The organism is Actinomyces sp. (assembly GCF_030524025.1).
GTDB lineage: Bacteria > Actinomycetota > Actinomycetes > Actinomycetales > Actinomycetaceae > Actinomyces.
Genome location: NZ_JAUNHI010000027.1, coordinates 1 through 23,032, shown reverse-complemented (window position 1 = coordinate 23,032; position 23,032 = coordinate 1). Strand labels below are relative to the sequence as shown.

The following is a 23,032-nucleotide window of genomic DNA, read 5'->3' as shown; positions in this document are numbered from 1 at the left end:
CCGGACCGGCGCCTGGTCAGGCGCCGCGGGAGGAGCGCGCGACCTGGTGGGCGCGGGCGTTGCGCACCAGCACGCGCGCCAGCGTGCGCCCGAAGGCCTGGATGACCGGCTCGACCTGCTCGGCCTGGGCCCGGGCACGCTCGCCGTAGGCGATCGCCTCGGCCGGGAGGGCGTCGGCGGCGAGGGCCTCAGCGGCCGCTTCTCCTTCGACGACGCCCATGCGGCGCGCCTCGGCCCGGGCCTGCCAGTACTCGATCCGGGTGGGCGTCGACTCGGGGTGGTGCTGGAGGGCCAGGAGCCGGCCGGCCCGCCAGGCCTGGACCGGGGCACCGGCGGAGGAGGCGAGCAGGGTGGCTTCCTCGGGCAGCCGGACGACGCCGTCGTCGTGGGAGACGATGACCGGCAGGCGGGTGCCGTCCTGGGTGGGGATGCCGGCTCGCACCGCGGCGCGCACCGCCTCGTCGAGCACTTCACCCAGCAGCGGGTCGCCTGCCGCCTCCTCGGTGAGGTGGAGCTCGACGATTCCGCCTTCGGCGCCATGGGGGGAGGGGACGGCCGTTGCGCCTCCGAGGGCCTCCGCGGCGATCTGGGCGCCCAGGCAGATGGTGACGGCGGGAAGCTCGGCGTCGACGACGTGGCGCAGCAGCGCGCGCAGCTCGACGAGCCAGGGGTGCTCGAGGTCGTCGTGGGCGCTCATCGCGCCGCCGAGGACGACGAGGCCGTCGCCGATCTGGTCGAGGGCCGGGATGAGGTCGCCCTGCCAGGGGCGGACCATGTGCAGAACGGCGCCCTCGGCGAAGAGCCACTCGCCGAGGCGACCGAGCGGGGCATAGGCCTCGGGCTCAATGACCGTGATGACCGGGCCGGAGCCTGCGGGCAGCGCACGGGCCCGCGGCGAGGAGTTTGTCGCATCCGTCATGGGGACTATTGAGACCCGCAGCCGGTCGGGACGCAAGCCCGCACCGCCGTGAGCGCTGAGGCTCACACCCCCACGCGCGAACGGTTCTCATATGGAACGAGACGATGAGTGCCATGGGCCGGCCGAATTGGGCGTCTCGCCGTTTTGGTCGTCATTCCATGGGGAAGTACTGGGAGTACTCCTCGTAGGGGTCATGCTCATGGTGCTCGACCCAGCCGGCATGGACCTCCTCGGTCGTGATCCCCGGATACAGGACGACGTGAGAGGAGAACGATTCATCGATATACCGAACATGTCTGGAACACCGCCAAAAGCCACATCGCGAACATCCAGCACGACACCCCCGAACAAACCTGGACCGCATTCACCAGCTACATCACCAGCCGCACCTTCGACTACGACTTCGAGCACCTACCACCCCACCCCCAACCAGACGAACTTGTTTCATGACAGCCATGGCATCTTATCGATTCGCTATAGGGCGGCCTCCTTACTGTTTCCAACCCGTCCAGCCACCGCCGTCCGGCAGCGGGATCGCTCCAGTCCGCACCGCGTCGGGCCGGGGAGCATCGACCGACTCGCCACCGGTCCTCGTACGGTAGACCGTCGCGCCGTCCGGACGCAGGGCGCCGGGGCGCCGGGGCACCGAGGGTCGGGACCCGCGCATGCGGGACGCCGCCCCAGCCCGTCGACCAGATCGCCTGCGGAAACCGCCTCACCGCGCCACAGGCTGGACTCCAGCAGCTCGCTGCGAGCGTGCCGTGCGGCCAGTCCCGCCGTGCGCGTCAACGCCCCGCCCGCAACCTCCGTGAGGACGAACAGCCCGGCGTCCAGCGCGATCTCCCCCGGGGTGTGCGTGGCCAGATAGCCGCGCACCGTGCCCCGCGGGTCGCGCACGAAGCCCGCTGCCTCATCGGCCGAGCCCAGCAGCGCCAGGGGCACGAGCTTGAGCAGTTCCTCGGCGACCCCGGCGACGACGATGACGGCCGCCGTGTCGTCGACCTCTACCCCCGCGGCCGCCACCAGACGTGCAGACACCCAGCCCGGCCATCGGGCCCCCAGCCACCCGCTGCGCCCGACCACCCGGTCGCCCGGGCGGTACCGGCCCGGCGGCGCCGTGAGGCGGCAAGCCGGACCGTGGGGCGGACGGCGCCGTCGCACCGGGCACCCGGCCATAGGCCGCCCGGCCATCGGCGTCGGGCTCGGCGCCCGAAGCGCCGGTCACCCAGCCATAGGGCTGCGCGTGCCTGCCGGGTGACCGAGCGGGGCCACCACCGCCGGCCGCAGGGTCGGCCGCCGGCAGGCCACCAGGCACCTTCCTGTCCTGCCCAGCGGGCCGGGCCGGTGCGGCATCGGGCTCGGCGGCCGAGGCGCCGGGCACCCAGCCATAGGGCCGGGCACGCCCGCGGGGTGGCTATTCAGGGGCATCACTGCTCATCGCCAGTCCTGTCGATGAAGAGGCTCAGGAACGGAGCCAGCCTATATGGAGTGACCTCCATCACGCCACATCCCGCCGGCCCCACTCCGGGCCTGGACGCCCCACGCGGCGCTCCGGCGCCCACCAACGCTGGTGGCGAAGCGGCTTGCCGCAGCGCACTCCCCCGGGGAACATAGGGTCGCCGCCAACCGACCGTCGGCGGTATGCCCACGACCCCCGAGGAGCCCTCCGTGTTCTGGAAGCGCAAGAGCCGACCCACCACCGCGCCCCAGCCCACGACCATCGAGCAGCTGCGCGTCCAGGCGGGCAACGCCCTGGTCGCCGCCGACGACTCCGTGCGCTCCGCCGCCGAGGAGCTGTCCTACGCCCAGGCCCAGTTCGGGCTGTCGGCCACCGACGCCTTCACCGAGGCGCTGACCACCGCACGAGGCCACCTGGCCCGCTCCTTCGAGCTGCGCAAGCTGCTCGACGACGACATCCCCGAGACCGAGCCGGTCCAGCGCCAGATGTACACCGAGATCCTCCAGCGCTGCTCCGACGCCGTGGCGGTCATCTCCCAGCAGGAGGAGGCGTTCAACGCCCGCCGGGGCATCGAGGCCAACCTCCCGACCTCCATCGCCGAGACCGCCCAGCGGGCCGACGAGACCGAGCAGGCCATCGCGATGGCCAACACGCTGCTCGTCACCCTGCACGCCACCTACCCGGACAGCTCCCTGACCAGCGTCTCCCAGGCCCCCGAGCGCGCCGGCCGCCTCCTGGCCGCCGGCCGCACCGCCCTGGACCAGGCGCGCGCCAGCCTCGAGGCCGGGCAGCAGGCGACCGCCGTTGAGCAGGTGCGCATCTCCCAGGGCTCGATCGCCCAGGCCGGCGAGCTGGCCGCCCAGGTCACCAGCGCCCGCGAGCGCCTCGACCGGGCGGCCGCTGACCTGGCCGCGGCCATCGCCTCGATCTCCTCCGACCTCGTCGACGCCCGACGCCTGGCCGACCAGGTCCCCGCCGCCTCCCTCGACCCGCTGGTGGCCGACGCCGAGGCGGCCGTCGCCGAGGGCCGTGCCGCCTCCGGCCCCGGCGCCACCGGGGACCCCCTGGCGGCCCTGGACCACCTGGCCCACGCCGAGGCGGCCATCGACGCCGCGCTCGCCCCGGCCCGCGCCAAGGAGGACAACGACTCCCGGGCACGGGCCTCCCTCGGCTCCCGCCTGGCCCGCCTCACCTCCCAGATCGACGCGGTCACCTCCTACATCACCACCCACCGCGGCGCCGTGGGGCCCTCGGCCCGCACCGCCCTGTCGGAGGCCACCCGCCACGCGATGGCCGCCACCTCGATGCAGACGACCGACGCCACGGCCGCCCTGGCCGAGGTGGCCGCCGGTGAGCCTCTTGTCGCCCAGGCGCAGGCCCTGGCCGAGGCCGACGTGCGCGGCTCGGGCTCCTCGGGCTCGGGCTCCTCGGGCCTCGGCCTGGGCGGGGTGGACGCCTCCACCCTCGTCCTGGGCGGCCTGCTCCTGGGCGGGCTCGCCGGCGGGCGCGGGGGCTACGGCGGCTGGGGCCACGGGCATGGCGGCCTGGGGGTCATCGGCGACGCCCTCGACGACATCTTCGACTGAGCCCGCCGCCACCGCGTCCCGGGGCGGGACACCTCAACAGATTTCTGGGAGCATGACTCCCGGTACCGACCACCCGGGCGCCATCCGCGGCCGGGGACAACGAAAGGGAGCCCTATGGCCGAGAAGCAGTCGATCCTGGGCCGCATCGCCCAGCTGACCCGCGCCAACGTCAACGCCCTCCTGGACCGCGCCGAGGACCCGGAGAAGATGCTCAACCAGCTCGTGCGCGACTACACCGCCTCGATCGCCGAGGCGCGCGACGCCGTGGCCCAGACCATCGGCAACCTGCGTCTGGCCGAGAAGGACCACGCCGCGGACGTCGCCGAGGCCCGGGACTGGGGGAACAAGGCGCTGGCGGCCTCGCGCAAGGCCGACGAGCTGCGTGCGGGCGGTGACGCCGCGGGGGCCGACAAGTGGGACTCGCTGGCCAAGATCGCGCTGACCAAGCAGATCACCGCGGAGAACGAGGCCAAGGCGGCCGAGCCGATGATCGCCTCCCAGCGCCAGGTCGTCGAGCAGCTCAAGACCGGGCTGCAGCAGATGGAGGTCAAGCTCGGTGAGCTGCAGTCCAAGCGCGACCAGCTGATCGCCCGTCAGAAGACCGCCGAGGCCCAGGTCAAGGTCCAGGGCGCCATCCGCTCGATCAACGTGCTCGACCCGACCAGCGAGCTGGCCCGCTACGAGGACCAGGTGCGCCGGGTCGAGGCCCAGGCCGCCGGCCAGATGGAGCTGGCGGGCTCCTCCCTGGAGTCGCAGTTCGCCGAGCTGGAGTCCTCGGGCACCCAGCTCGAGGCGGAGGCCCGCCTCGCGGCGCTCAAGTCGGGGGGCTCGACCCTGCCGGCCGCGCCCGCCCCGGCCCAGATCACCGACGGCGACGCAGTCGACGCCGCCTTCGAGGCGCTCAAGGCCCAGGGCGCCGAGCAGCCCGCGGACTCCGAGGAGTCCTCCTACTGACGCGCCACTGACGCGCCACCGACGCTCCTGCCGATGGGGCGGGACGGGGTCGTCGACCCTGTCCCGCCCCATCGACCGCGCCGGCACCGGTGCGCCGGGGACCGTCTACCCGGCGGACCGGGCGGGCTCCGGCGACTAACATGTCCCCATGACGATCCCGACCTACCTTCTCGTCGATGGCGAGAACATCGACGCCACCTTGGGCATGAGCGTTCTGGGGCGCCGGCCCGAGCCCGACGAGCGGCCCCGCTGGGACAGGGTGCTGTCCTACTGCGACGAGCTGGCCGACGCCCAGGCCGGCGGCCAGGGCGATGACACGACCGCCCTGTTCTTCCTCAACGCCACGAGCGGCCACATGCCGATGGGTTTCGTCCAGGCCCTGCTGGCCATGGACTACCGGCCCGTGCCCCTGGCCGGCTCGGGCCACCCCGATGAGAAGGTCGTCGACATCGGCGTCCAGCGGACCCTCGAGGCGCTGGCACAGCGGGTCGAGTCCGGCCAGGGCGCCCACGTCCTGCTCGGCAGCCACGACGGCGACTACATCCCCCAGGTCGAGCGGCTCCTGACCGCCGGGGCCTCCGTCGGGGTGCTGTGCTTCCGGGAGTTCCTCAACACCCAGCTCGCCGGCCTCGAGGCGCGCGGCCTGCAGATTCACGACCTGGAGTCCGACGTCAAGGCCTTCACCATCGCCCTGCCCCGCGTGCGCATCATCCCGCTGGCCGAGTTCGACCCGCTCGCCTTCATCTGAGGAACCGCGGGAGCCGCTCCCCTGCGCTTCCAACAGACTCCCAGATAACGTTCAGCATCGCGTTGAAGAGTGGTGGAATGGACCGACATCCCGACCCCCAGCACGTCTCCCGCGAGGCCCACCTCCTCGTCGTCGACGACGAGCCCAACATCCGTGACCTGCTCGCCTCCTCCCTGCGCTTCGCAGGCTTCGAGGTCTCGACGGCGGCCGATGGCAACGGTGCGCTGCGCGGTATCGAGGACGAGTCCCCCGACCTCGTCGTCCTCGACGTCATGCTCCCCGACATGGACGGCTTCACCGTCGCGCGGCGCGTGCGCGAGCGCGACGTGACCACCCCGATCCTGTTCCTGACTGCCCGCGATGACATGGCGGACAAGGTCCAGGGCCTGACGGTCGGCGGGGACGACTACGTGACCAAGCCCTTCGGCCTCGAGGAGGTCGTCGCCCGGATCCGCGCCATCCTGCGCCGCACCCACGCCATCGAGGGCGAGGACGACGGCGTCGTGCGTGTGGCCGACCTCGTCCTGGACGAGGACGCCCACGAGGTCCACCGCGCCGGGGTCGAGGTCGAGCTGTCCCCCACCGAGTTCAAGCTGCTGCGCTACCTCATGCTCAACGCCGGGCGGGTCGTCTCCAAGACCCAGATCCTCGACCACGTGTGGGAGTACGACTGGAATGGCGACGCCGCCATCGTCGAGTCCTACATCTCCTACCTGCGCCGCAAGGTCGACCAGATCGACGGACGCGACGGCGAGCCCGTCGCCCCCCTCATCCAGACCCGCCGGGGCGTGGGTTACATGCTGCGCGAGCCCAAGGGCGAGTGAGCGTGCTCACCTCCAGACGTGCGCGGCGCGGCGTCCTGCGCGCCACGCACGCCTCGAGGCGGCCGGGCCGCCAGCACCGACCCACCAAGCGAGGCCGCTGGCACCCCCTGACCACCGCCCGCCGCTCCTGGCACTCCCAGCCCCTGCGCAGCCGCCTGGCGCTCATCACCACGGGCCTGCTCACCTTCGGCCTGCTCATCGCCTCCCTGACCTTCACCTCGCTGCTCGAGGGACATCTCATCACCCAGGTCGACGACCAGCTGCGCGCCACCGGCCAGGAGGTGGGCACCCAGGGCATCCGCCTCATGGACTCCGGCTCGGTGTCCTCAATGCCCTCGACCTACTTCGTGGCGGTGCGCTACGCCGACGGGCGCTCGGGCCTGCTCATCTCCGATGAGACGGCCAGCAAGTACGGCACGCCGTCGACCGAGGCCCTCGGGCTCGATGACGCCGAGGTCGACCACTCCGGGTCTCAGATGGTCACGGTGGACTCCGACAAGGCCGGCAGCGACTGGCGCGTGGTCACCCTGTCCTTCGTCGATGAGAACACCGGCGAGGAGCTGGGCGTGGTGGCCGTGGGCCTGCCCCTCAAGGACGTCGCGGAGACGGTCGAGGTCACCCGCTTCGTCGTCGCCCTGACCGATGTCACCGTCATCCTCGTGGGGGCGATGGCCGCCACCTACCTCGTGCGCCGCGCCCTGCGCCCCCTGCGCCAGATCGAGGGCGTGGCCGGGCGGATCGCCGGCGGCGACCTGTCGGCCCGCGTGCCCCTGACCGAGCCGGCGACGACGGAGGTGGGCTCCCTGCAGCGGGCGCTCAACACGATGCTCCAGCGCAACGAGCAGGCCTTCGAGGTCCAGCTCGTCGCCCAGGAGCGCATGACTCGTTTCGTCTCGGACGCCTCCCACGAGCTGCGCACCCCGCTGTCGGCCATCCGCGGCTACGGGGAGCTCTACCGCATGGGAGGGGTGCCCGTCGAGCGCACCGACGAGGTCATGGCCCGCATCGAGTCCGAGTCCTCGCGCATGGGCCGGCTCGTCGAGGACCTGCTCCAGCTGGCCCGCATGGACGAGGGCCGCAAGATGGTCATGGCACCGGTGGACCTGACGGCGGTGGCCTCCGGGGCCCTGACCGACATGATGGTCCTGGCCCCCGAGCGCGACTGCTCCCTGCTGCCCCTGGATCCCCGGGCGGCGGCCGCGGGAGCCGAGCCCGGACCGGTTACCGTGGTCGGTGACAAGGACCGGCTCTCCCAGGTGCTGACCAACCTGCTGGGCAATGTCGTGCGCCACACCCCGGAGGGCTCTCCCGTCGAGGTCGCCGTGGGAACCGTGCCCGCCGGGGAGTCCTCGATCGAGGGCACCACCGAGCTGACCGCCGTCGTCGAGGTGCGCGACCACGGCCCCGGCGTGCCGATCGCGGAGGCGGAGAAGGTCTTCGAACGGTTCTACCGGGCCGACACCTCCCGCAACCGCGAGACCGGCGGATCCGGGCTGGGGCTGGCCATCGTGGCCGCGATCGTGGGCCGGCACGGCGGCGTCGTGCGCATGCTCACCACACCCGACGGAGGGGCGACGGTGCGTATCGAGATCCCCACCGCCTCGGCGGCAGCCTCCTCGTCCTGACCTGCCGGGACATCCACTGCGCAAGCCGGGGCGGCCGGCGTCCTGGTCGGTGCCGGGCTCGGGAGCCCGGGTGCGCTCCGGCAGGGCCCACCCCGGCCCCTCGACGGGCTTTACCTCCGACGGATCGGGACTACGATGATGCGCATTCTGAATCCGATCCTGGAAGGCACTCCAATGGGCGTGATCGACGCGCCGCAGTGGCTGCTCCCCGCCTATGTCCGCTCAGTCAAGGCCCTGGGCTCGCACGCGCCGGTGGAGCAGATCCGTGCGGCCGGGGAGGGGCTCATCGAGATGTGGAGCACCCCGGACCGCAGGTTCCACAACCTGCGCCACGTCATCGACATGCTCGCGCGCGTCGACGAGCTCCAGGACGAGTCCCACAACCCCGAGGTCATGCGTTTGGCGACGTGGTACCACGGCTGTGTCTTCTCCTCGGCCAGGGAGCGCGCCTACCGGCGCAACGGCGGCGAGGACGAGATCGCCTCCGCCGCCTACGCCGCACAGGACCTGGCCGCCCTCGGCCTGCCGGAGCCGACGGTCGAGCGCATCGGCGCCCTGATCGTCAACCTCAAGCGACGCGACCTGCCCAGCACCGACATCGACGCCTCCGCCCTGTGCGACGCCGACCTCGGCACCCTGGCCGTCGACCCCCAGCAGTACAAGAAGTACCGCGCGCTCGTGCGCGAGGAGTACGCCCATATCCCCACCGCCCACTACCTGCGCGGGCGGCTGGCCATCATCAGCCGGCTCCTGCAGCGCGAGACGCTCTTCTCCTCCCCCCTCGGGGCGCGGTGGGAGCTGCCGGCGCGTGAGAACCTCGAGGCCGAGAAGCGCAAGCTCGAGGACGAGATGGCCCGGCTCCCCGCCGACGAGGAGCCCGAAGAGCTGCACACCACAGCCGGCGCCGAGGAGAAGCCGGGCGCCGCTCCTCCCGCCATACCTCCCGCGGTGCCCGGCCCGGCACCGAGCCCGGCCCTGGGCGGCCTGGAGTGCGCCGACGCCCCCGAGGAGATCATCCCGCCGGCCGCGCGCCGCGCCTCCGGCCGGCGCGCTGCTCGCGAGGGCGCCCTCCCCTCCTCCCCGGCGACACCCGCCGGCGGCCAGCGGGTCGTGCGCCCCTCCTCCCAGCCCGCGGGCGCCCAGCGCCAGGAACCGCCGCGCGAGGAGCCCCGGGCCACGGAGTCCCGACACTCCCACGCACCCTCGATGGAGTCCTGCGCCGAGGACCTCGACCGCCTCCTGTCACGCCGCCCCGACGCCGGGGAGACCGGGGACTCCGCCGCCGCCCGTGCCCGGCAGGTCGAGGCCGCCCGCCTCCGGCTCGCCCAGAAGCTGCGGGAGAAGACCGAGGAGGCCAAGGTCCTGCGCGAGGCCCGCACCGGAGAGCTGCCCCCCATCACCGAGGAGATCATCGACGACGGCGCCGGCCAGTAGGAGGTTATCCACAGGCACGGTTCGTGCAGGGCACGTCCACAGACCTCAACCGGGCCGGGTGCGTGGGCGCCGACACCATTCCTACCGTGGAAGAGCGCCGCGGCCGCGGCGCCGTCGCACTCCTCACGGAAGGTCCTCGACATGCCCGTCTTCGCCGTCGACACCCAGGCGGTCGCCGACACCGCCTCACGCGCCCGCACCCGTATCGCCACCATCCAGACCGAGGTCGATGGGATGCGCGGCGACATCTCAATCCTCCAGTCCTCCTGGACGGGAGGAGCCTCGGACTCCATGGCCACCTGCGCCGCCGACTGGCACGTGACCGCACTCCAGGTCCAGTCGAGCCTCGACTCGATCTCGCTGGCCCTGGACCAGGCCGCCGTGTCCTACGACGACGCCGAGACCGCCAACACCGGGCGCTTCGGCGGCCCGGGACGCGCAGCCGCCCCCTACGCCTGAGCCTGTGCCCCAGAGCTCCCCGCCGGCCCGAGCTCCCCGCCTGCCAAGCACGCGAAGGGCGGGCCGTGCTCCTGGGAGATCCCAGGGGCACGGCCCGCCCTCGTAGGCCTCGCGGCGCGGGCCGGAGACGGTCTCAGTCCCGAGCCGTCACGGCCCCGGTGCGGGGCCGCTCAGGCGGGAGCGCCCGGCTCCCGCTCACGCGGGGCGCCCGACCGTCTCTCAGCGCGTGTGGCACGGGCTCAGTACATGCCACCCATGTCGTCGCCACCGCCGGCCGGAGCGGCCGGGGGCTCGGGCTTGTCGGCCACGACCGCCTCGGTGGTCAGGAACAGGCCGGCGATCGAGGCGGCGTTCTGCAGCGCGGAGCGGGTCACCTTGACCGGGTCGGCGATGCCGGCGGCCAGCAGGTTGACGTAGTCGCCCGAGGCGGCGTTGAGGCCCTCGCCCACGGGCAGGCTGCGCACGCGGTCGACGACGACGCCGCCCTCGAAGCCGGCGTTGACGGCGATCTGCTTGAGCGGGGCCTCGACGGCGACCTTGACGATCGCGGCGCCGGTGGCCTCGTCGCCCTCCAGAGCGAGGGTGTCCAGCGCCTCGGCGGCCTGGATGAGGGCCACGCCACCGCCGGCGACGATGCCCTCCTCGACAGCGGCCTTGGCGTTGCGCACGGCGTCCTCGATGCGGTGCTTGCGCTCCTTGAGCTCGACCTCGGTGGCCGCCCCGGACTTGATGACGGCCACGCCGCCGGAGAGCTTGGCGAGGCGCTCGGCGAGCTTCTCGCGGTCATAGTCGGAGTCGGAGGTCTCGATCTCGCCGCGGATCTGGGAGACGCGGGCCTCGATGGCCTCGCTGTCCCCGGCGCCCTCGACGATCGTGGTCTCGTCCTTGGTGACGACGACCTTGCGGGCCTGGCCCAGGTCCTCCAGGGTGGCGTTCTCCAGCTTGAGGCCGACCGTCTCGGAGATGACGGTGCCGCCGGTCAGGATTGCCATGTCCTGGAGCATCGCCTTGCGGCGGTCGCCGAAGCCGGGGGCCTTGACGGCCACCGACTTGAAGGTGCCGCGGATGCGGTTGACGACGAGGGTAGCCAGGGCCTCGGCCTCGACGTCCTCGGCGATGATCGTCAGCGGCTTGCCCGACTGCATGACCTTCTCCAGCAGCGGCAGCAGGTCCTTGACGTTGGAGATCTTGGTGTCGACCAGCAGGACGTAGGTGTCCTCCAGGACGGCCTCCTGGCGGTCGGGGTCGGTGACGAAGTACGGCGAGATGAAGCCGCGCTCGAAGCGCATGCCCTCGGTGACCTCGAGCTCCAGGCCGAAGGTGTTGGACTCCTCGACGGTCACGACGCCCTCGTGGCCGACCTTCTCGAGAGCCTCGGCGATGAGCTGGCCGATCTGCTCGTCGGCGGCGGAGATGGAGGCGGTCGCGGCGATCTCCTCGGGGGTCTCGACCTCCTTGGAGTCGGCGAGCAGGCGCTCGACGATGACGGCGACGGCCTTGTCGATGCCGCGGCGCACGGCGATCGGGTTGGCGCCGGCGGCGACGTTGCGCAGGCCCTCGCGCACGAGCGCCTGAGCCAGGACGGTGGCGGTCGTCGTGCCGTCACCGGCGACGTCGTCGGTCTTCTTGGCGACCTCCTTGACGAGCTCGGCGCCGATCTTCTCGAAGGGCTCCTCGAGCTCGATCTCCTTGGCGATGGTCACGCCGTCGTTGGTGATCGTGGGGGCGCCCCACTTCTTGTCCAGGACGACATTGCGGCCCTTGGGGCCCAGGGTGACCTTGACGGTGTCGGCCAGGGTGTTGAGACCCCGCTCCATCCCGCGGCGGGCCTCCTCGTCGAAGGCGATGATCTTGGTCATTGATGCTCCTCTGGTGTGAGGTGGCGGCCGGTCGGAGCCCGCGACGGACGGGTCGGCCCCAACCGTTCACGTCACGGCTGGAGCCGGCCCTCACCTTCCGGCCTGGGTCGTTCACACGGCCCCCGCAGTGACGCTGTCACTCGCGGGCTCCGAGTGCTAACCGCAATGCTGGCACTCTCGACCCGCGAGTGCAAGACGCCTGCGCCGTCGCCGGCCCATTCGTGCCACGAATCCTCCGACGGCGAATCTGCCCGGGACCCGGAGCCGGATCACTCCTCGAAGTCCTCGCGCAGCACGATGACGATCGGGTTGGACTGCGCCTCGTCCGCCGACTCGACGACCTCGCTGATTCCCAGCGCCTGGGCGGCGGCGTGGGCGGAGGCGGCCTGCTCGGCGGAGGCGTAGTACACGGTCGTGACAGTCGGCGTCGTCGCCTCGTAGCTGCCCGGGGAGACCGTCACGGCGGTGAACCCGGCGTTCTCCAGCCTCGAACCGGTGCGGGAGGCCAGGCCGCTGGTCACGGTGCCGTTGTGGACCGTGACCCCGGTCGTGTAGTCGACGTTGCCGCTCGGGGTAGCCGAGGCCTCCTGGGTCGGCTCGGCAGACGGCTCGGCCGAGGGCTCGGAGGCCGCCGAGTCGGTGGCCTGCGCGGCCGGCGTCGTCTCGGCGGGCACGGCGGGCGCGGTCTGCGTGCTCGTGGCCGCGCCGGTGCTCCGCCCCAGGAGGGTCACGGCTCCCCATGCGAGGGCGGGCACGATGAGCAGCACAACGAGCAGGGGGACCCAGCTGCGCCAGGCCGGGAGCGGGGCGCGATGGGCCCCGACAGGGACGGGACCGTCGTCGTCGATGGCGTCGAACTCATCGTCAGGATAGTCGTAGTGCCTCACACCGCGAGGATAGCGGGCCACGACCATGAGGTCCGCAGGAGGCGGCCGACCCGCCGTCGCCGGTAGGCTGCCGGGGTGAGCGAGCCCAAGCCCCTGTCCGAGATCGTCCACCCCTCCTGGGCCCTGGCCCTGGCCCCGGTCGAGCCGACAGTGCATGAGATCGGCAGGCGCCTGCGCGAGGAGGTCGCGCAGGGACGGGGCTACCTGCCTGCCGGCAGTGACGTGCTGCGGGCATTCACCTACCCCCTCGAGGAGGTCAAGGTCCTCATCGTGGGCCAGGACCCCTACCCGACACCGGGCCACCCCATGGGCCTCAGCTTCTCCGTCCAGCCCGGCGTCCGTCCGCCGCGCAGCCTGGAGAACATCTACACCGAGATGGTCAACGACCTCGGCGTGCCCCGCCCCACCACCGGCGACCTCACGTCGTGGAGCCGCCAGGGGGTCATGCTCCTCAACCGTGTGCTGACCGTCACTCCGGGAGCAGCCGGTTCGCACCGCGGCTGGGGGTGGGAGACCGTGACCCAGCGGGCCATTGAGGCGCTGGTCGAGCGGCAGGCCCCTCTGGTCGCGATCCTGTGGGGACGGCCCGCCCAGTCGCTCACCCCGATGCTCGGCTCCACCCCGGTGATCGCCTCACCCCACCCCTCGCCGCTGAGCGCCTCCCGAGGGTTCTTCGGGTCGCGGCCCTTCTCCCGCGCCAACGCCGCGCTCGAGCAGATGGGCGCCCAGCCCGTGGACTGGCGCCTGCCCTGAGATGATTGCTCCCCAATGGCACCCCGAGATCGGGACATATGTCCCGATCTCGCGGTTCGACAGGCATGCGGAGGACGGGGCGGATGTGGAGCTGCGTGCCGGGCTCGAACCGGCGACCTGCTGTTTACAAGACAGCTGCTCTACCAACTGAGCTAACGCAGCGAGCACGGGAAGCCTACACCCCGGCCGGGTTCCTGGCTCGCAGGCCTGGCCCCGGGCTCGTGCGGCTCAGCCGAGTCCCTCGATGTAGTCCGTCAGGCCGCTGCTCGTGCCGATCGTCGACAGGTCGAGCTGCGTGCCCTCGTACAGGACCGTCGGCGTTCCCTGGAAACCCGCCTCCCGGAAGGTCGTCGTTCCCAGCTCGGTCCAGGGGCCGTAGGTGTTGGCGTCGATGGCCGCCTGGAAGGCATCGGTGGTCCCGGAGGCCACGCCGGCCTCCTGCGCCGTGGACACGATGTTCGCCACCGACATCATCGACGTGTCCTGGGTCTCGTAGATGGTCGTGAACAGCCCCATAACCGCGTTGTGGAAGGCGAGCGCCTTGTCGGGCTCGGTGTCCAGGACCACGCCGATCGAGTTCATGACCTGGTCGGTCCACGTCTGCCCCAGGACCTTGCAGGGGTGCAGGACCAGGGTGACCGTGCCCGCCTTGACGAGCTCCTCGATCTCGGGGGCGTGCAGCGTCTCGAAGCTGGCGCAGAAGTGGCACGAGTAGTCGAAGTAGACCTCCAGCACGCCGGCGCCGTTGTTGATCGCGGCCAGCTCCATGGTCTTCCCGTAGGTCCACGAGCCGTCAGACAGGACCGGCTTGGGCACCCCCTCGGTGTCGGCCTTGCCCGATGCGATCGTGCCTCCCTGGCCCGAGTTCTCGCGGTCGGTCAGCACGAGGGCGGCAGCCACTCCCCCGACCCCGAGCGCACCGGCACCCAGCAGGCTGCGGCGGGCGATCTTCGCGCGCCGTTCACGGCGCTCCTGCTCCTCGCGCAGGACCTTGGCCCTGGCGCGGGCAGCCTCCCGGCGCTCAGCTTTCGTGGGGCGGGAGCTGTTCTGGGCCACGCTGATTCTCCTCCGGTCGACTGATCACGAACCAGGTCGCGGCTCGACGGCTCGACGTCTCGCCCTCCCGACAACCCGGATAGAGGGCATTCTGCCTTCTCCGGGCCCCGATGTAACGGGCGGTCGTATGCGTCCTGTCTCACTCACCCCGGTCGAGGCCGAGCACCCACCGGTGCGCACTGGCTCGCACCCCGCCGGTCGGTTCGGGGATGAGGGTGGGCCCGACGGCGTAGAGCAGTCGCGCCCGGGGCGCGGTCGGCGCCCCGGGCGCGGAGCGTGCCGGGCGGCTCAGATGCCGGACCCCTCAGGCGAACAAGGGGTGGAGCGTGGCGGGGGGCAGGACGGACATGACGAACAGCAGCAGGAGCGCCGCCGTCGCCGCGAGGATCCCGACGAGCCCGATGGTGCGCCCCTGACCGGGGCCGAACACGGCTAGCACGGTGCGCGCCGCCCCGCGGCGCGTCGTCGCCCCCCAGGGGACGAGCCAGACGATGAGGAGGAAGACGAGGACGAGCAGGGCGCAGAACAGTCCTGCTCGGTGGTAGACGTCGATGGACGACATCGCGGTGCCCAGGAAGCCGGTCCCGCTGAACACGCCGTCGGCCCAGAAGTAGATCATCGCGGAGACCGCCACGACGGCGGGGAGTACCGCGAAGGCGGAGCCGACCAGCGAGCGCAGCAGGTACCAGGGCATCGCCGCCCACATCCTGGAGTTGTCCGAGGGCTGGACCCTGCCGGCCTGGAGGCGGCGCCACCGCCGCGCGTCCTCCGCGCGTCCCACCGTCCCCACAACGACAACGAGCACCGTCGCCAGGATCACCATCCACGTCGGGAACACGGTGGAGACCGCAACGAGGAGCAGCCCGATGGCACCGATGATTGCGGTCGACCTCGCAGGTTCGGTCGCCCACTCGGGCAGTGCCCCCCGGCCTGCCAGCGCCGTCCCCGAACCCGTGTCCAGGGTCGGTGCCCCGCCCTGCTGGGCGGCCTGGGGCTGCACGGCGGGCGGGTGCACAGAGGCCGGCTGCACGGAGGCCGGCTGCTGGGCGGGTGGGCGCTGGGGCACCTGTGGCTGGGCTACGGGACCCGTGGCGGGCCACTGCAGCCCGGCGGGCGGCTGGTGCACGGGGCTCGGTGCGGCCGGCCGCTGGGCCATCTGGGGCTGCTGAGCCACTGGCCGCTGAGGGGCCGACTGCTGCGCGGCGGGGTGCGCGGCGGCCGACTGCGGTGGGAAGGCAGCCGGCGCACCGCGCCCGGCTCCGGGCCCTGCTCCGGGCGCAGCGCCCGTGCTGGGGGCCGGGCGGGCTGGGGACACACTTCCCGGGGCGATGGACGGGGGGATCTGGCCGGAGGCCGCGGCTCCCGGCGTCGGTCCAGTCGAGGCGGTGGCTCCCGGCCGGGGCGGGACAGGGGAGGATGGGCCCGTCACCGGCGGTGGCGAGGAGCCGGCCGAGGGGGCGGAGGCCCCCGAGGGCCCGGAGGCATCAGCGGAGCGGGAAGTCGCGGCCGTCGCGATGTATCCGTAGGCGCCGGGCGGGGCAGGGTTCGGAGGCGCGGAGGGGGGCTCACTCGTGATGCCGTACCCCATGTGGAAGGTTCCGGTGTCCTTCTGCGCCTCGTCCTCCTCGCCCAGGGCCTCGGACAGCGCCGCCTCGCCGCTGCCGCCTTCGGCGACCTCGTCGAGCACGTTGAGCAGGTCGGCCATGGCCAGGCGCTCGCCCTGAGCCGGGGCCAGCGCCCGGGTGAAGGCGCGCGCCAGGGCCGGGCACTCCTCCTCGAGGTCCCCCAGCTCGGGGGTGCCGGCGTAGACGCGGCGGAAAACCGCCTGCCACGGGCCCGAGCCGAAGGGGGCGCGACCCGTCACGGCGAACAGGAGCACCCCGGCGCAGGCGTACCAGTCCACCGCGGGGCTCGGCTCGTCCCCGTCGAGCATCTCAGGGGGGATGAAGCCCGGCGTGCCGGTCACCTGGCCCGTCTGGGTCAGCCGGACGTCGTCGGCCACCTGGGCGATGCCGAAGTCGATGAGCACCGGACCCTGCGCCCCGAGCATGACGTTGGAGGGCTTGAGGTCGCGGTGGATGACGCCGGCGTCGTGGACGGCGCTCAGCGCGTCGGCCAGTCCGTGAGCGAGGTCGGCCAGGTCCCTGATGTCGGTCGACAGGTCGTAGGCGCCCTCGTGATCGACCTCGAACTGGAGGGTGGGACCGTCGATCAGCTCGGTGATGACGAAGGTCACCCCGGTTCCGTCAGCACCGTCGCCAGTCTCGATGTCCAAGATCCGCGCCACCCGGCTGTCCTTGACGCGGGCCAGGACGGAGGCCTCGCGGTCCAGGCGCCTGCGGGCCATCGGGTCGGCGGCGATCTGCGGGTGGAGGATCTTCATGGCGACGTGGTGGCCCGAGGCGTCCGCCACCTCCCAGACCACACCCATGCCCCCGGCGCCCAGGCGCCGCACCAGCCTGTAGCCACCGACATCGGCACCGGCGCGCAGCGCGGCGAGCGATGTCGGCGTGGTCGCCCGCACGCCAGGGTTCTGGGTCATGGCGCCACAGTACCGGGCCCGCCCGCTCCCGCCCGGAGGTGGCTGCCACCTGCTCACGAGAACCCGTCCACGGGATCCGACCGCCCTCAGGTGACCATACTCACACGTGACGATCAAGATCACTATTCAGTCTCCCTATCGCGCCACAAGGTTGTGTGACAGCATGAGCGTGCACCAGCCACCCGGCCCGGAGCACGTGTCAATGCGGACACGCATCGGCACCTTTCACCACGGATCGTCCGGCACGTACCTGCCGGTGAAGGGAATCCACATGGCAACTGTGACCTTTGATCACGCCACACGCATCTACCCGGGCAACGACCGCCCCAGCGTCGATGCGCTCAACCTGGAGATCGCCGACGGCGAGTTCCTCGTCCTGGTCGGCCCCTCGGGCTGCGGCAAGTCCACTTCCCTGCGGATGCTCGCGGGCCTGGAGGACGTCAACTCCGGCCGCATCCTCATCGGCGACCGCGACGTGACCGACGTCCAGCCCAAGGACCGCGACATCGCGATGGTCTTCCAGAACTACGCCCTCTACCCCCACATGTCGGTCCACGACAACATGGGCTTCGCCCTCAAGATCGCGGGCACCCCCAAGGACGAGATCGACAAGCGGGTCAAGGAGGCGGCCAAGATCCTCGGCCTGACCGAGTACCTCGACCGCAAGCCCAAGGCACTCTCCGGTGGCCAACGCCAGCGCGTGGCGATGGGCCGCGCCATCGTGCGCAAGCCGAAGGTCTTCCTCATGGACGAGCCCCTGTCCAACCTGGACGCCAAGCTCCGCGTGCAGACCCGCACGCAGATCGCCTCGCTCCAGCGCTCCCTGGGCGTCACCACCGTCTACGTCACCCACGACCAGACCGAGGCCCTGACCATGGGCGACCGCATCGCGGTCCTCAAGGACGGCCTGCTCCAGCAGGTCGGCACCCCGCGCGAGATGTACGACCACCCGGCCAATGAGTTCGTCGCCGGGTTCATCGGATCTCCCGCGATGAACCTGGGCCGCTTCACCGTCGACGGCGATGTCGCCACCATCGGTGCGGCCCGGATCCGCCTGTCGCAGGCCACCCTGGACGCGATCAAGCCCGAGGACAACGGCAAGGTGACGATCGGCTTCAGGCCGGAGTCGCTCGAGGTCGTGTCGGCCGAGGCCGAGGACTCGATCCCGGTGCGCCTGTCCTTCGTCGAGGAGCTCGGCTCCGACGCCTACATCTACGGCGAGCTCGTGGGTGCGGAGGGCTCGGAGGACAAGCTCGGCAGCGGCGAGGACTCCAGCCAGATCATCGTCCGCGTTCCCCCGCGCACCGCGCCGGAGGCCGGCGAGACGATCTACGTGCGGATCAAGCCCGGTGAGGAGCACATCTTCTCCGCGTCCACCGGCGAGCGTCTGCCCGTCTGAGGCCAAGACACCCGCGGAGCCCCGCCCCTCTTCGGGGGCGGGGCTCCGACGCGCCTGGGGAGCGCTGCTTGAGCGAGGAGGGTACCGACCTGAGAGAATGCAGCCATGCCCCAGCCCATGCAGATCACCGCGGCCACCATCGACCCGGCGCTGCTCGACCTCCCGTGGGAGATCCCGCTCGAGCAATGGCCCGCCGAGGTCCTGGCGGCACTGCCACGGGGTCTGTCGCGCCATATCGTGCGCTTCGTCAACCTCTCCAACCGGGTCATCGCCGTCAAGGAGATCGGGGAGTCGGTGGCCTACCGGGAGTACGAGCTGCTGCGCGACCTCGTGCGCCTGGGCGCACCCTGCGTCACCCCCACGGCGGTGGTCACCGGGCGCACGGACCTGAGCGGGGAGGCGCTCAACTCGGTGCTCGTCACCGAGCACCTGTCCTACTCCCTGCCCTACCGCGCCCTGTTCAGCCAGTACATGCGCCCCGAGACGGCCACCCGCCTCATCGACGCCCTCGCCGTCCTGCTGGTGCGCCTCCACCTCCTGGGCTTCTACTGGGGGGACGTCTCCTTGTCCAACACCCTCTTCCGTCGCGACGCCGGCGCCTTCGCCGCCTACCTGGTCGACGCCGAGACGGGCGAGCTCTACCCCGAGGGGCTGACCGAGGGCAAGCGCCTCTACGACATCGACGTCGCCCGGACCAACATCATCGGCGAGCTGATGGACCTCCAGGCCGGGGCCCTGCTGGAGTCGAGCGTCGACACCGTCGAGGTCGGCGACCGCATCATCGAGCGCTACACCGAGCTGTGGGAGGTGCTCACCGGCGAGGAGATCTTCGACGTCGGCGAGCGGTGGCGCGTGCGCCAGCGCATCGAGCGCCTCAACGAGCTGGGCTTCGACGTCGGCGAGCTGATGATGAAAACGATGGCCGACGGCTCCGGCACCCGTATGGTCATCCAGCCCAAGGTGGTCGACGCCGGCCACTACCACCGTCAGCTCCTGCGCCTGACCGGCCTCGACGTGCGCGAGCGGCAGGGCCAGCGCATGCTCAACGACCTCGAGGCCTTCCGGGTCATGACCGGCCGCCAGGACCAGCCGCTCGAGCAGGTCTCCCACGTGTGGCTGGCAGAGGTCTTCGAGCCCACGATCGCGGCCGTGCCCCTCGAGCTGCGCCGCAAGATCGAGCCGGCGGAGATCTTCCACGAGGTGCTCGAGCACCGCTGGTACATGTCCGAGCAGCAGCAGCGCGACGTGACGACCGCCGAGGCCGTGCGGGACTACATCGACATCGTCCTGCCCCAGCACTGGGACGAGCAGGCATATCTCTCGCTGGGCAGCACCCAGGAGATGGAGGCGATCTTCGACGACGACGAGGCCCCCGTCGAGGACGACGCCGAGTTCGCCGCCCGCGACGAGCAGACGGCCAACGACTACGAGGCCAACCCCTACGGCTTCACCGCCGGCATGAAGTTCAAGGGCGAGTAGCCTGGCTGTCGACACCCCCGTTCGTCCCCCGCCCGTGGAAGGTGAGACGACGACTCACCCCGTACCTGAGCCGCCCCCCGGCGTCAGCGAGGTCCTCGTCATCCCTGGGGCCGAGGCGGTCCCCCACGGCTTCATCGACGTCATCGCCGACCACACGGTGCCCTCCCTGTCCCTGGGAAGAACCAGGCTCACGGTCAACGGCTACCAGCTCAAGCGACCAGCAGCCGGGGCCGTGCGCGTCGTCGTACCTGCCGGCCCGGTGCGGGTTGCGATCAAGATCGCTGCTGCCTGTCTTCGACACTCACCTCGACCTGTTCGTCGCACCCGGCCAGGTCATTGCCGTCTTCCACCGCCACTCGTGGATGCAGGACCACCCCGGGTACCTGTCAACCAGCCCTCTGGGACCCACGACCTCCGGGGAGCGGAACGTCTTCATGGTCATGGGCGTCACCGCGGCCTCGCTCATCGCCTCCGGCCTGCTCGTCCTCGACGAGCCGACCAGCGGCATCGACCCCGAGGGCCGCGCCACCGTCTGGGACGTCATCCGCGCCCAGAGCGCCGCTGGCTGCGCAGTGCTCGCCACCACTCATGACATGGCGGAGGCGGAGGCATTCTGCGACGACCTGCTGGTCATGGCCCAGGGTCGGATCCGTCTGCGCGGCTCCGTGGAGCAGGTGCTCGCCGCCCTGGACGGGGACCGGCGCCTGCGGGTCATGTCTCCGACGTCGGAGGTCACGTCCCTGGTCAGGGCTTCCGGGCGGCCGTGGGGTCGAAGCGGCGAGTCCCTGGTCGTCGTCGGCTCTGCCGCGCAGGTGGACGACCTGGCCCGCGCCATCGAGCGCCTGCCCGGCACCCGCGGTCTGGAGGTGCGCCATGGCCCGGTTCGTCTGGAGGACGTGTTCGCGATCGTCGCTGTGGCCGACACCGCCCGACCCGCGGCCGGCCTCGCGTCATCCGGCTCGCACACCTCGCGCCAGGAGGTGGCGTGATGACTACTCCCAAGGCGGGCTCCCCCATGAGGATGCTGCGCTTGTGGACCCTCCAGGAGACGCTGCTTCTCCTGAGGGAGCCCGTATGATGACGCTGGCATCGGGCATCATTGTGACGGTGGTGGGCGTGGCTCACGGGCTGCGGAGCGAGGGCGCGGGCCCGGCCTTCATCGTCCTGAACCTGAGCCTTACCGCCTTCCTGTGCGCCGTGGGCTTCTTCCTGGGGATGCTGCCCTTCGGGTCCCGCACGATCCAGGCGGTGACGGCGCTGGTGTCCTTCCTGCTCTACTTCGGCTCCGAGGCGGCGGGCCCGCTCGACACACTGCCCGCCTGGCTGCGCAGCCTCCTGGAGTGGAACCCCCTCAAGATCTGGTTCGACGCCCTGGTCTGTGCGTACACGATCCGTCCCCTCCCGTCCGACGTCGTTTGGAAGATCGGCCTCATGCCGGCCCTGGGCGCGGCAGCAGCCCTGGTCGGCCTGCGCAACTGGCGCCGCACCGAGTAGACGATTTCTCAAGAGGTGCGCCCCGCTGGGCCCTTCGATCCCCGACGCCGGCGCCTGACCCTGCCGCCTCAGGCCCCGAGCTCCTCGGCGACGAGGGCCATCTCCTCGTCGGCGCGACGGCGCAGCTCCTTGTGCCGGGTCCACGAGGCCAGGGAGGTCTCGGCCACGGCGTCGACGAGCAGGACGATGCCCAGGCCGAGCACCCCACCGGGCAGGTCGCCGGTGCGGCTGCGGCGGCGCAGGGCGGCACCCACAAGCGCCCCGCCGAGCCCGGCCTCGAGCAGGGCTCCCGTGCGCACGACCCACGGGGTCTCGGTGACCGTGCGCACGTAGGAGTGCCAGAAGGCCGACCCGGGGGTCGAGGGGTCCTGGAGCATGAGGCCCACCGAGCGCCCCACGGCGTTGGACAGGCCGCGAGGCTCATGGACCACCGCACCGGGGGCCTCGACCGGGGCGAGCTGGCCGGCGAGCACCGAGGTTACCCAGGCCGGCAGGCCGAGGGCCTCGACGAGGGCGCCGACACCCTCGATGCCGGGGACCGAGACGGCCGCGGTCACGGCCTCCGGGTCGGCCCCGGGCACGGCGGTGGCGATGACCGAGGCGTCGGTGGAGTGGGTGAGGAGCTGGTCGACCAGGGAACGCAGCGCCGGCCCGGGCTCCTCGACCCCGCCCCACACGTAGCGCGAGGTCATGCCCCAGGAGAAGACGGCGTCCTCCTCGGAGTCGGTGGAGGTGACCGCCCGCACCGCCATGTCCCGCTCGTCGACGGTCAGCACGAGGGCGGGCAGGGACTCCTCGTCCCAGCCGAAGGTCCCCAGGGCGACCCCCTCGCCGCCGTACATGATGACCCGCCGGTCGACGTCGGGCAGCGTGACCACGGCCAGGGGGCGCTCGAGCAAGGTGGCCTGGAGGGGCACCATGTAGGCGCTCATCGCCGAGACGACCACGGTGCGCGAGGCACGGGAGGGGCCGGCCATGACCTCGGGGAGCTCGGCGTCCTCGGGCAGGGCATTGAAGGTCGCCGGGCCGATGGCCACATCCGCGCCCAGTTCACGAGCCAGCGACTCGACGAGCTCACTGACCTCCGGCCCGGCCACGACCCCGCCGCGCGTCGGCGGGGTGATCGCCACCCTGCCCTCGACGTCGGTCATGAGGGTCAGGCCCATGAGGTGCGAGGTGGCCGGGAACCACTCGAGACGCACGACGACGCCGCGCGCGGCGAAGGCGGCGGCCGTCGTCTCCGGGCTGGTGCCCGGGGCGATGACAACGCCGTCGGTGCGGTTCCACCGCTGAGAAACGTCCTGGGTCATGGTGACCTCCTTGGAGGGGCTACGCCTATTGTGTCAGCAGCGGACCGGGACGTGAGCGACCTGCGTCGGCGCCCCGGACCGCCGATGCTCGGCCCAGCGCCTCCCGGTGAAAGAGGACCGGACCCGGCGGGGTACGGAAACAGGACCAGTGTAGTGAGGGCCGGGCCCCTTCCGATCACGAATCCGCCCCGGGGGGGTGCCCCTATGTGGTGTGTCAAGCGGCTGTGGGTAGTTTCGTGGCTGGT

Annotated in this window: 19 protein-coding genes and 1 tRNA gene; 12 read left to right on the top strand and 8 right to left on the bottom strand. The window is 71.8% G+C overall.

Annotated features, from left to right (window positions below):
- Window positions 1–16: 16 nt before the first annotated feature.
- Window positions 17–919: a type 1 glutamine amidotransferase gene (locus Q4C85_RS09630; protein WP_303141608.1), complete on the bottom strand. Its 903-nt coding sequence runs from the start codon at window positions 917–919 to the stop codon at window positions 17–19.
- A 474-nt stretch (window positions 920–1,393) separates the two neighbouring features.
- Window positions 1,394–1,957, bottom strand: coding sequence for a hypothetical protein (locus tag Q4C85_RS09625; RefSeq protein WP_303141607.1), 564 nt, complete (start codon window positions 1,955–1,957; stop codon window positions 1,394–1,396).
- A 603-nt stretch (window positions 1,958–2,560) separates the two neighbouring features.
- Between Q4C85_RS09625 and Q4C85_RS09620 the strand changes: the two genes are divergently transcribed.
- From Q4C85_RS09620 to Q4C85_RS09590, 7 genes are all read left to right on the top strand, one after another.
- On the top strand, window positions 2,561–3,964 hold the full coding sequence (locus Q4C85_RS09620) for a hypothetical protein (RefSeq protein ID WP_303141606.1): 1,404 nt from the start codon (window positions 2,561–2,563) through the stop codon (window positions 3,962–3,964).
- 114 nt (window positions 3,965–4,078) lie between these two features.
- Window positions 4,079–4,918 (top strand): PspA/IM30 family protein, encoded by an 840-nt coding sequence (locus Q4C85_RS09615; protein WP_303141604.1) that lies wholly within the window; start codon window positions 4,079–4,081, stop codon window positions 4,916–4,918.
- 148 nt (window positions 4,919–5,066) lie between these two features.
- Window positions 5,067–5,666, top strand: coding sequence for a nuclease (locus Q4C85_RS09610; protein WP_303141602.1), 600 nt, complete (start codon window positions 5,067–5,069; stop codon window positions 5,664–5,666).
- Window positions 5,667–5,743: 77 nt separating this feature from the next.
- Window positions 5,744–6,490 carry a response regulator transcription factor gene (locus Q4C85_RS09605; protein ID WP_303141600.1) on the top strand — a complete coding sequence of 249 codons (747 nt, stop codon included), beginning with the start codon at window positions 5,744–5,746 and terminating at the stop codon, window positions 6,488–6,490.
- 2 nt (window positions 6,491–6,492) lie between these two features.
- On the top strand, window positions 6,493–8,115 hold the full coding sequence (locus tag Q4C85_RS09600) for a cell wall metabolism sensor histidine kinase WalK (RefSeq protein ID WP_303141599.1): 1,623 nt from the start codon (window positions 6,493–6,495) through the stop codon (window positions 8,113–8,115).
- 174 nt (window positions 8,116–8,289) lie between these two features.
- Window positions 8,290–9,549: a hypothetical protein gene (locus Q4C85_RS09595; protein WP_303141598.1), complete on the top strand. Its 1,260-nt coding sequence runs from the start codon at window positions 8,290–8,292 to the stop codon at window positions 9,547–9,549.
- Between the two features lie 141 nt (window positions 9,550–9,690).
- Window positions 9,691–10,008, top strand: a complete 318-nt coding sequence (locus Q4C85_RS09590; RefSeq protein ID WP_303141597.1) for a WXG100 family type VII secretion target — start codon at window positions 9,691–9,693, stop codon at window positions 10,006–10,008.
- 239 nt (window positions 10,009–10,247) lie between these two features.
- Here Q4C85_RS09590 and groL read toward each other — a convergent pair whose 3' ends face one another.
- The gene (gene groL / locus Q4C85_RS09585) at window positions 10,248–11,867 is read right to left on the bottom strand and encodes a chaperonin GroEL (protein WP_303141596.1); all 1,620 of its coding nucleotides are present in this window, start codon (window positions 11,865–11,867) and stop codon (window positions 10,248–10,250) included.
- Between the two features lie 269 nt (window positions 11,868–12,136).
- Complete coding sequence (locus tag Q4C85_RS09580) at window positions 12,137–12,754, bottom strand: LytR C-terminal domain-containing protein (RefSeq protein ID WP_303141595.1); 618 nt, start codon at window positions 12,752–12,754, stop codon at window positions 12,137–12,139.
- Window positions 12,755–12,829: 75 nt separating this feature from the next.
- Between Q4C85_RS09580 and Q4C85_RS09575 the strand changes: the two genes are divergently transcribed.
- The gene (locus Q4C85_RS09575) at window positions 12,830–13,507 is read left to right on the top strand and encodes a uracil-DNA glycosylase (RefSeq protein WP_303141594.1); all 678 of its coding nucleotides are present in this window, start codon (window positions 12,830–12,832) and stop codon (window positions 13,505–13,507) included.
- A gap of 86 nt (window positions 13,508–13,593) precedes the next feature.
- Here the strand turns inward: Q4C85_RS09575 and Q4C85_RS09570 are convergent.
- From Q4C85_RS09570 to Q4C85_RS09560, 3 genes are all read right to left on the bottom strand, one after another.
- Window positions 13,594–13,669: transfer RNA gene (locus Q4C85_RS09570), tRNA-Thr, on the bottom strand.
- 66 nt (window positions 13,670–13,735) lie between these two features.
- Window positions 13,736–14,563 carry a thioredoxin domain-containing protein gene (locus tag Q4C85_RS09565; RefSeq protein ID WP_303141593.1) on the bottom strand — a complete coding sequence of 276 codons (828 nt, stop codon included), beginning with the start codon at window positions 14,561–14,563 and terminating at the stop codon, window positions 13,736–13,738.
- A 304-nt stretch (window positions 14,564–14,867) separates the two neighbouring features.
- On the bottom strand, window positions 14,868–17,105 hold the full coding sequence (locus Q4C85_RS09560; RefSeq protein ID WP_303141592.1) for a serine/threonine-protein kinase: 2,238 nt from the start codon (window positions 17,103–17,105) through the stop codon (window positions 14,868–14,870).
- Between the two features lie 271 nt (window positions 17,106–17,376).
- Here Q4C85_RS09560 and Q4C85_RS09555 point away from each other — a divergent pair, with 271 nt between their 5' ends.
- From Q4C85_RS09555 to Q4C85_RS09540, 4 genes are all read left to right on the top strand, one after another.
- Window positions 17,377–18,504: an ABC transporter ATP-binding protein gene (locus Q4C85_RS09555; RefSeq protein WP_303141590.1), complete on the top strand. Its 1,128-nt coding sequence runs from the start codon at window positions 17,377–17,379 to the stop codon at window positions 18,502–18,504.
- Between the two features lie 105 nt (window positions 18,505–18,609).
- Complete coding sequence (locus tag Q4C85_RS09550) at window positions 18,610–19,983, top strand: DUF4032 domain-containing protein (RefSeq protein WP_303141588.1); 1,374 nt, start codon at window positions 18,610–18,612, stop codon at window positions 19,981–19,983.
- Window positions 19,984–20,249: 266 nt separating this feature from the next.
- Entirely contained in the window at window positions 20,250–20,972 is a 723-nt protein-coding gene (locus Q4C85_RS09545) for an AAA family ATPase (RefSeq protein ID WP_303141587.1), read from the top strand.
- An 85-nt stretch (window positions 20,973–21,057) separates the two neighbouring features.
- On the top strand, window positions 21,058–21,477 hold the full coding sequence (locus Q4C85_RS09540) for an ABC transporter permease (protein ID WP_303141586.1): 420 nt from the start codon (window positions 21,058–21,060) through the stop codon (window positions 21,475–21,477).
- Between the two features lie 68 nt (window positions 21,478–21,545).
- Here the strand turns inward: Q4C85_RS09540 and Q4C85_RS09535 are convergent, their stop codons facing one another.
- Window positions 21,546–22,787: a hypothetical protein gene (locus Q4C85_RS09535; protein ID WP_303141585.1), complete on the bottom strand. Its 1,242-nt coding sequence runs from the start codon at window positions 22,785–22,787 to the stop codon at window positions 21,546–21,548.
- Window positions 22,788–23,032 lie beyond the last annotated feature (245 nt).

Coding starts and splice junctions, on each gene's coding strand:
- Q4C85_RS09630 (WP_303141608.1), bottom strand. CDS start 919: ATGACGGATGCGACAAACTCCTCGCCGCGGGCCCGTGCGCTGCCCGCA.
- Q4C85_RS09620 (WP_303141606.1), top strand. CDS start 2,561: ATGCCCACGACCCCCGAGGAGCCCTCCGTGTTCTGGAAGCGCAAGAGC.
- Q4C85_RS09615 (WP_303141604.1), top strand. CDS start 4,079: ATGGCCGAGAAGCAGTCGATCCTGGGCCGCATCGCCCAGCTGACCCGC.
- Q4C85_RS09610 (WP_303141602.1), top strand. CDS start 5,067: ATGACGATCCCGACCTACCTTCTCGTCGATGGCGAGAACATCGACGCC.
- Q4C85_RS09605 (WP_303141600.1), top strand. CDS start 5,744: ATGGACCGACATCCCGACCCCCAGCACGTCTCCCGCGAGGCCCACCTC.
- Q4C85_RS09595 (WP_303141598.1), top strand. CDS start 8,290: ATGGGCGTGATCGACGCGCCGCAGTGGCTGCTCCCCGCCTATGTCCGC.
- Q4C85_RS09590 (WP_303141597.1), top strand. CDS start 9,691: ATGCCCGTCTTCGCCGTCGACACCCAGGCGGTCGCCGACACCGCCTCA.
- groL (WP_303141596.1), bottom strand. CDS start 11,867: ATGACCAAGATCATCGCCTTCGACGAGGAGGCCCGCCGCGGGATGGAG.
- Q4C85_RS09560 (WP_303141592.1), bottom strand. CDS start 17,105: ATGACCCAGAACCCTGGCGTGCGGGCGACCACGCCGACATCGCTCGCC.
- Q4C85_RS09555 (WP_303141590.1), top strand. CDS start 17,377: ATGGCAACTGTGACCTTTGATCACGCCACACGCATCTACCCGGGCAAC.
- Q4C85_RS09550 (WP_303141588.1), top strand. CDS start 18,610: ATGCCCCAGCCCATGCAGATCACCGCGGCCACCATCGACCCGGCGCTG.
- Q4C85_RS09540 (WP_303141586.1), top strand. CDS start 21,058: ATGATGACGCTGGCATCGGGCATCATTGTGACGGTGGTGGGCGTGGCT.
- Q4C85_RS09535 (WP_303141585.1), bottom strand. CDS start 22,787: ATGACCCAGGACGTTTCTCAGCGGTGGAACCGCACCGACGGCGTTGTC.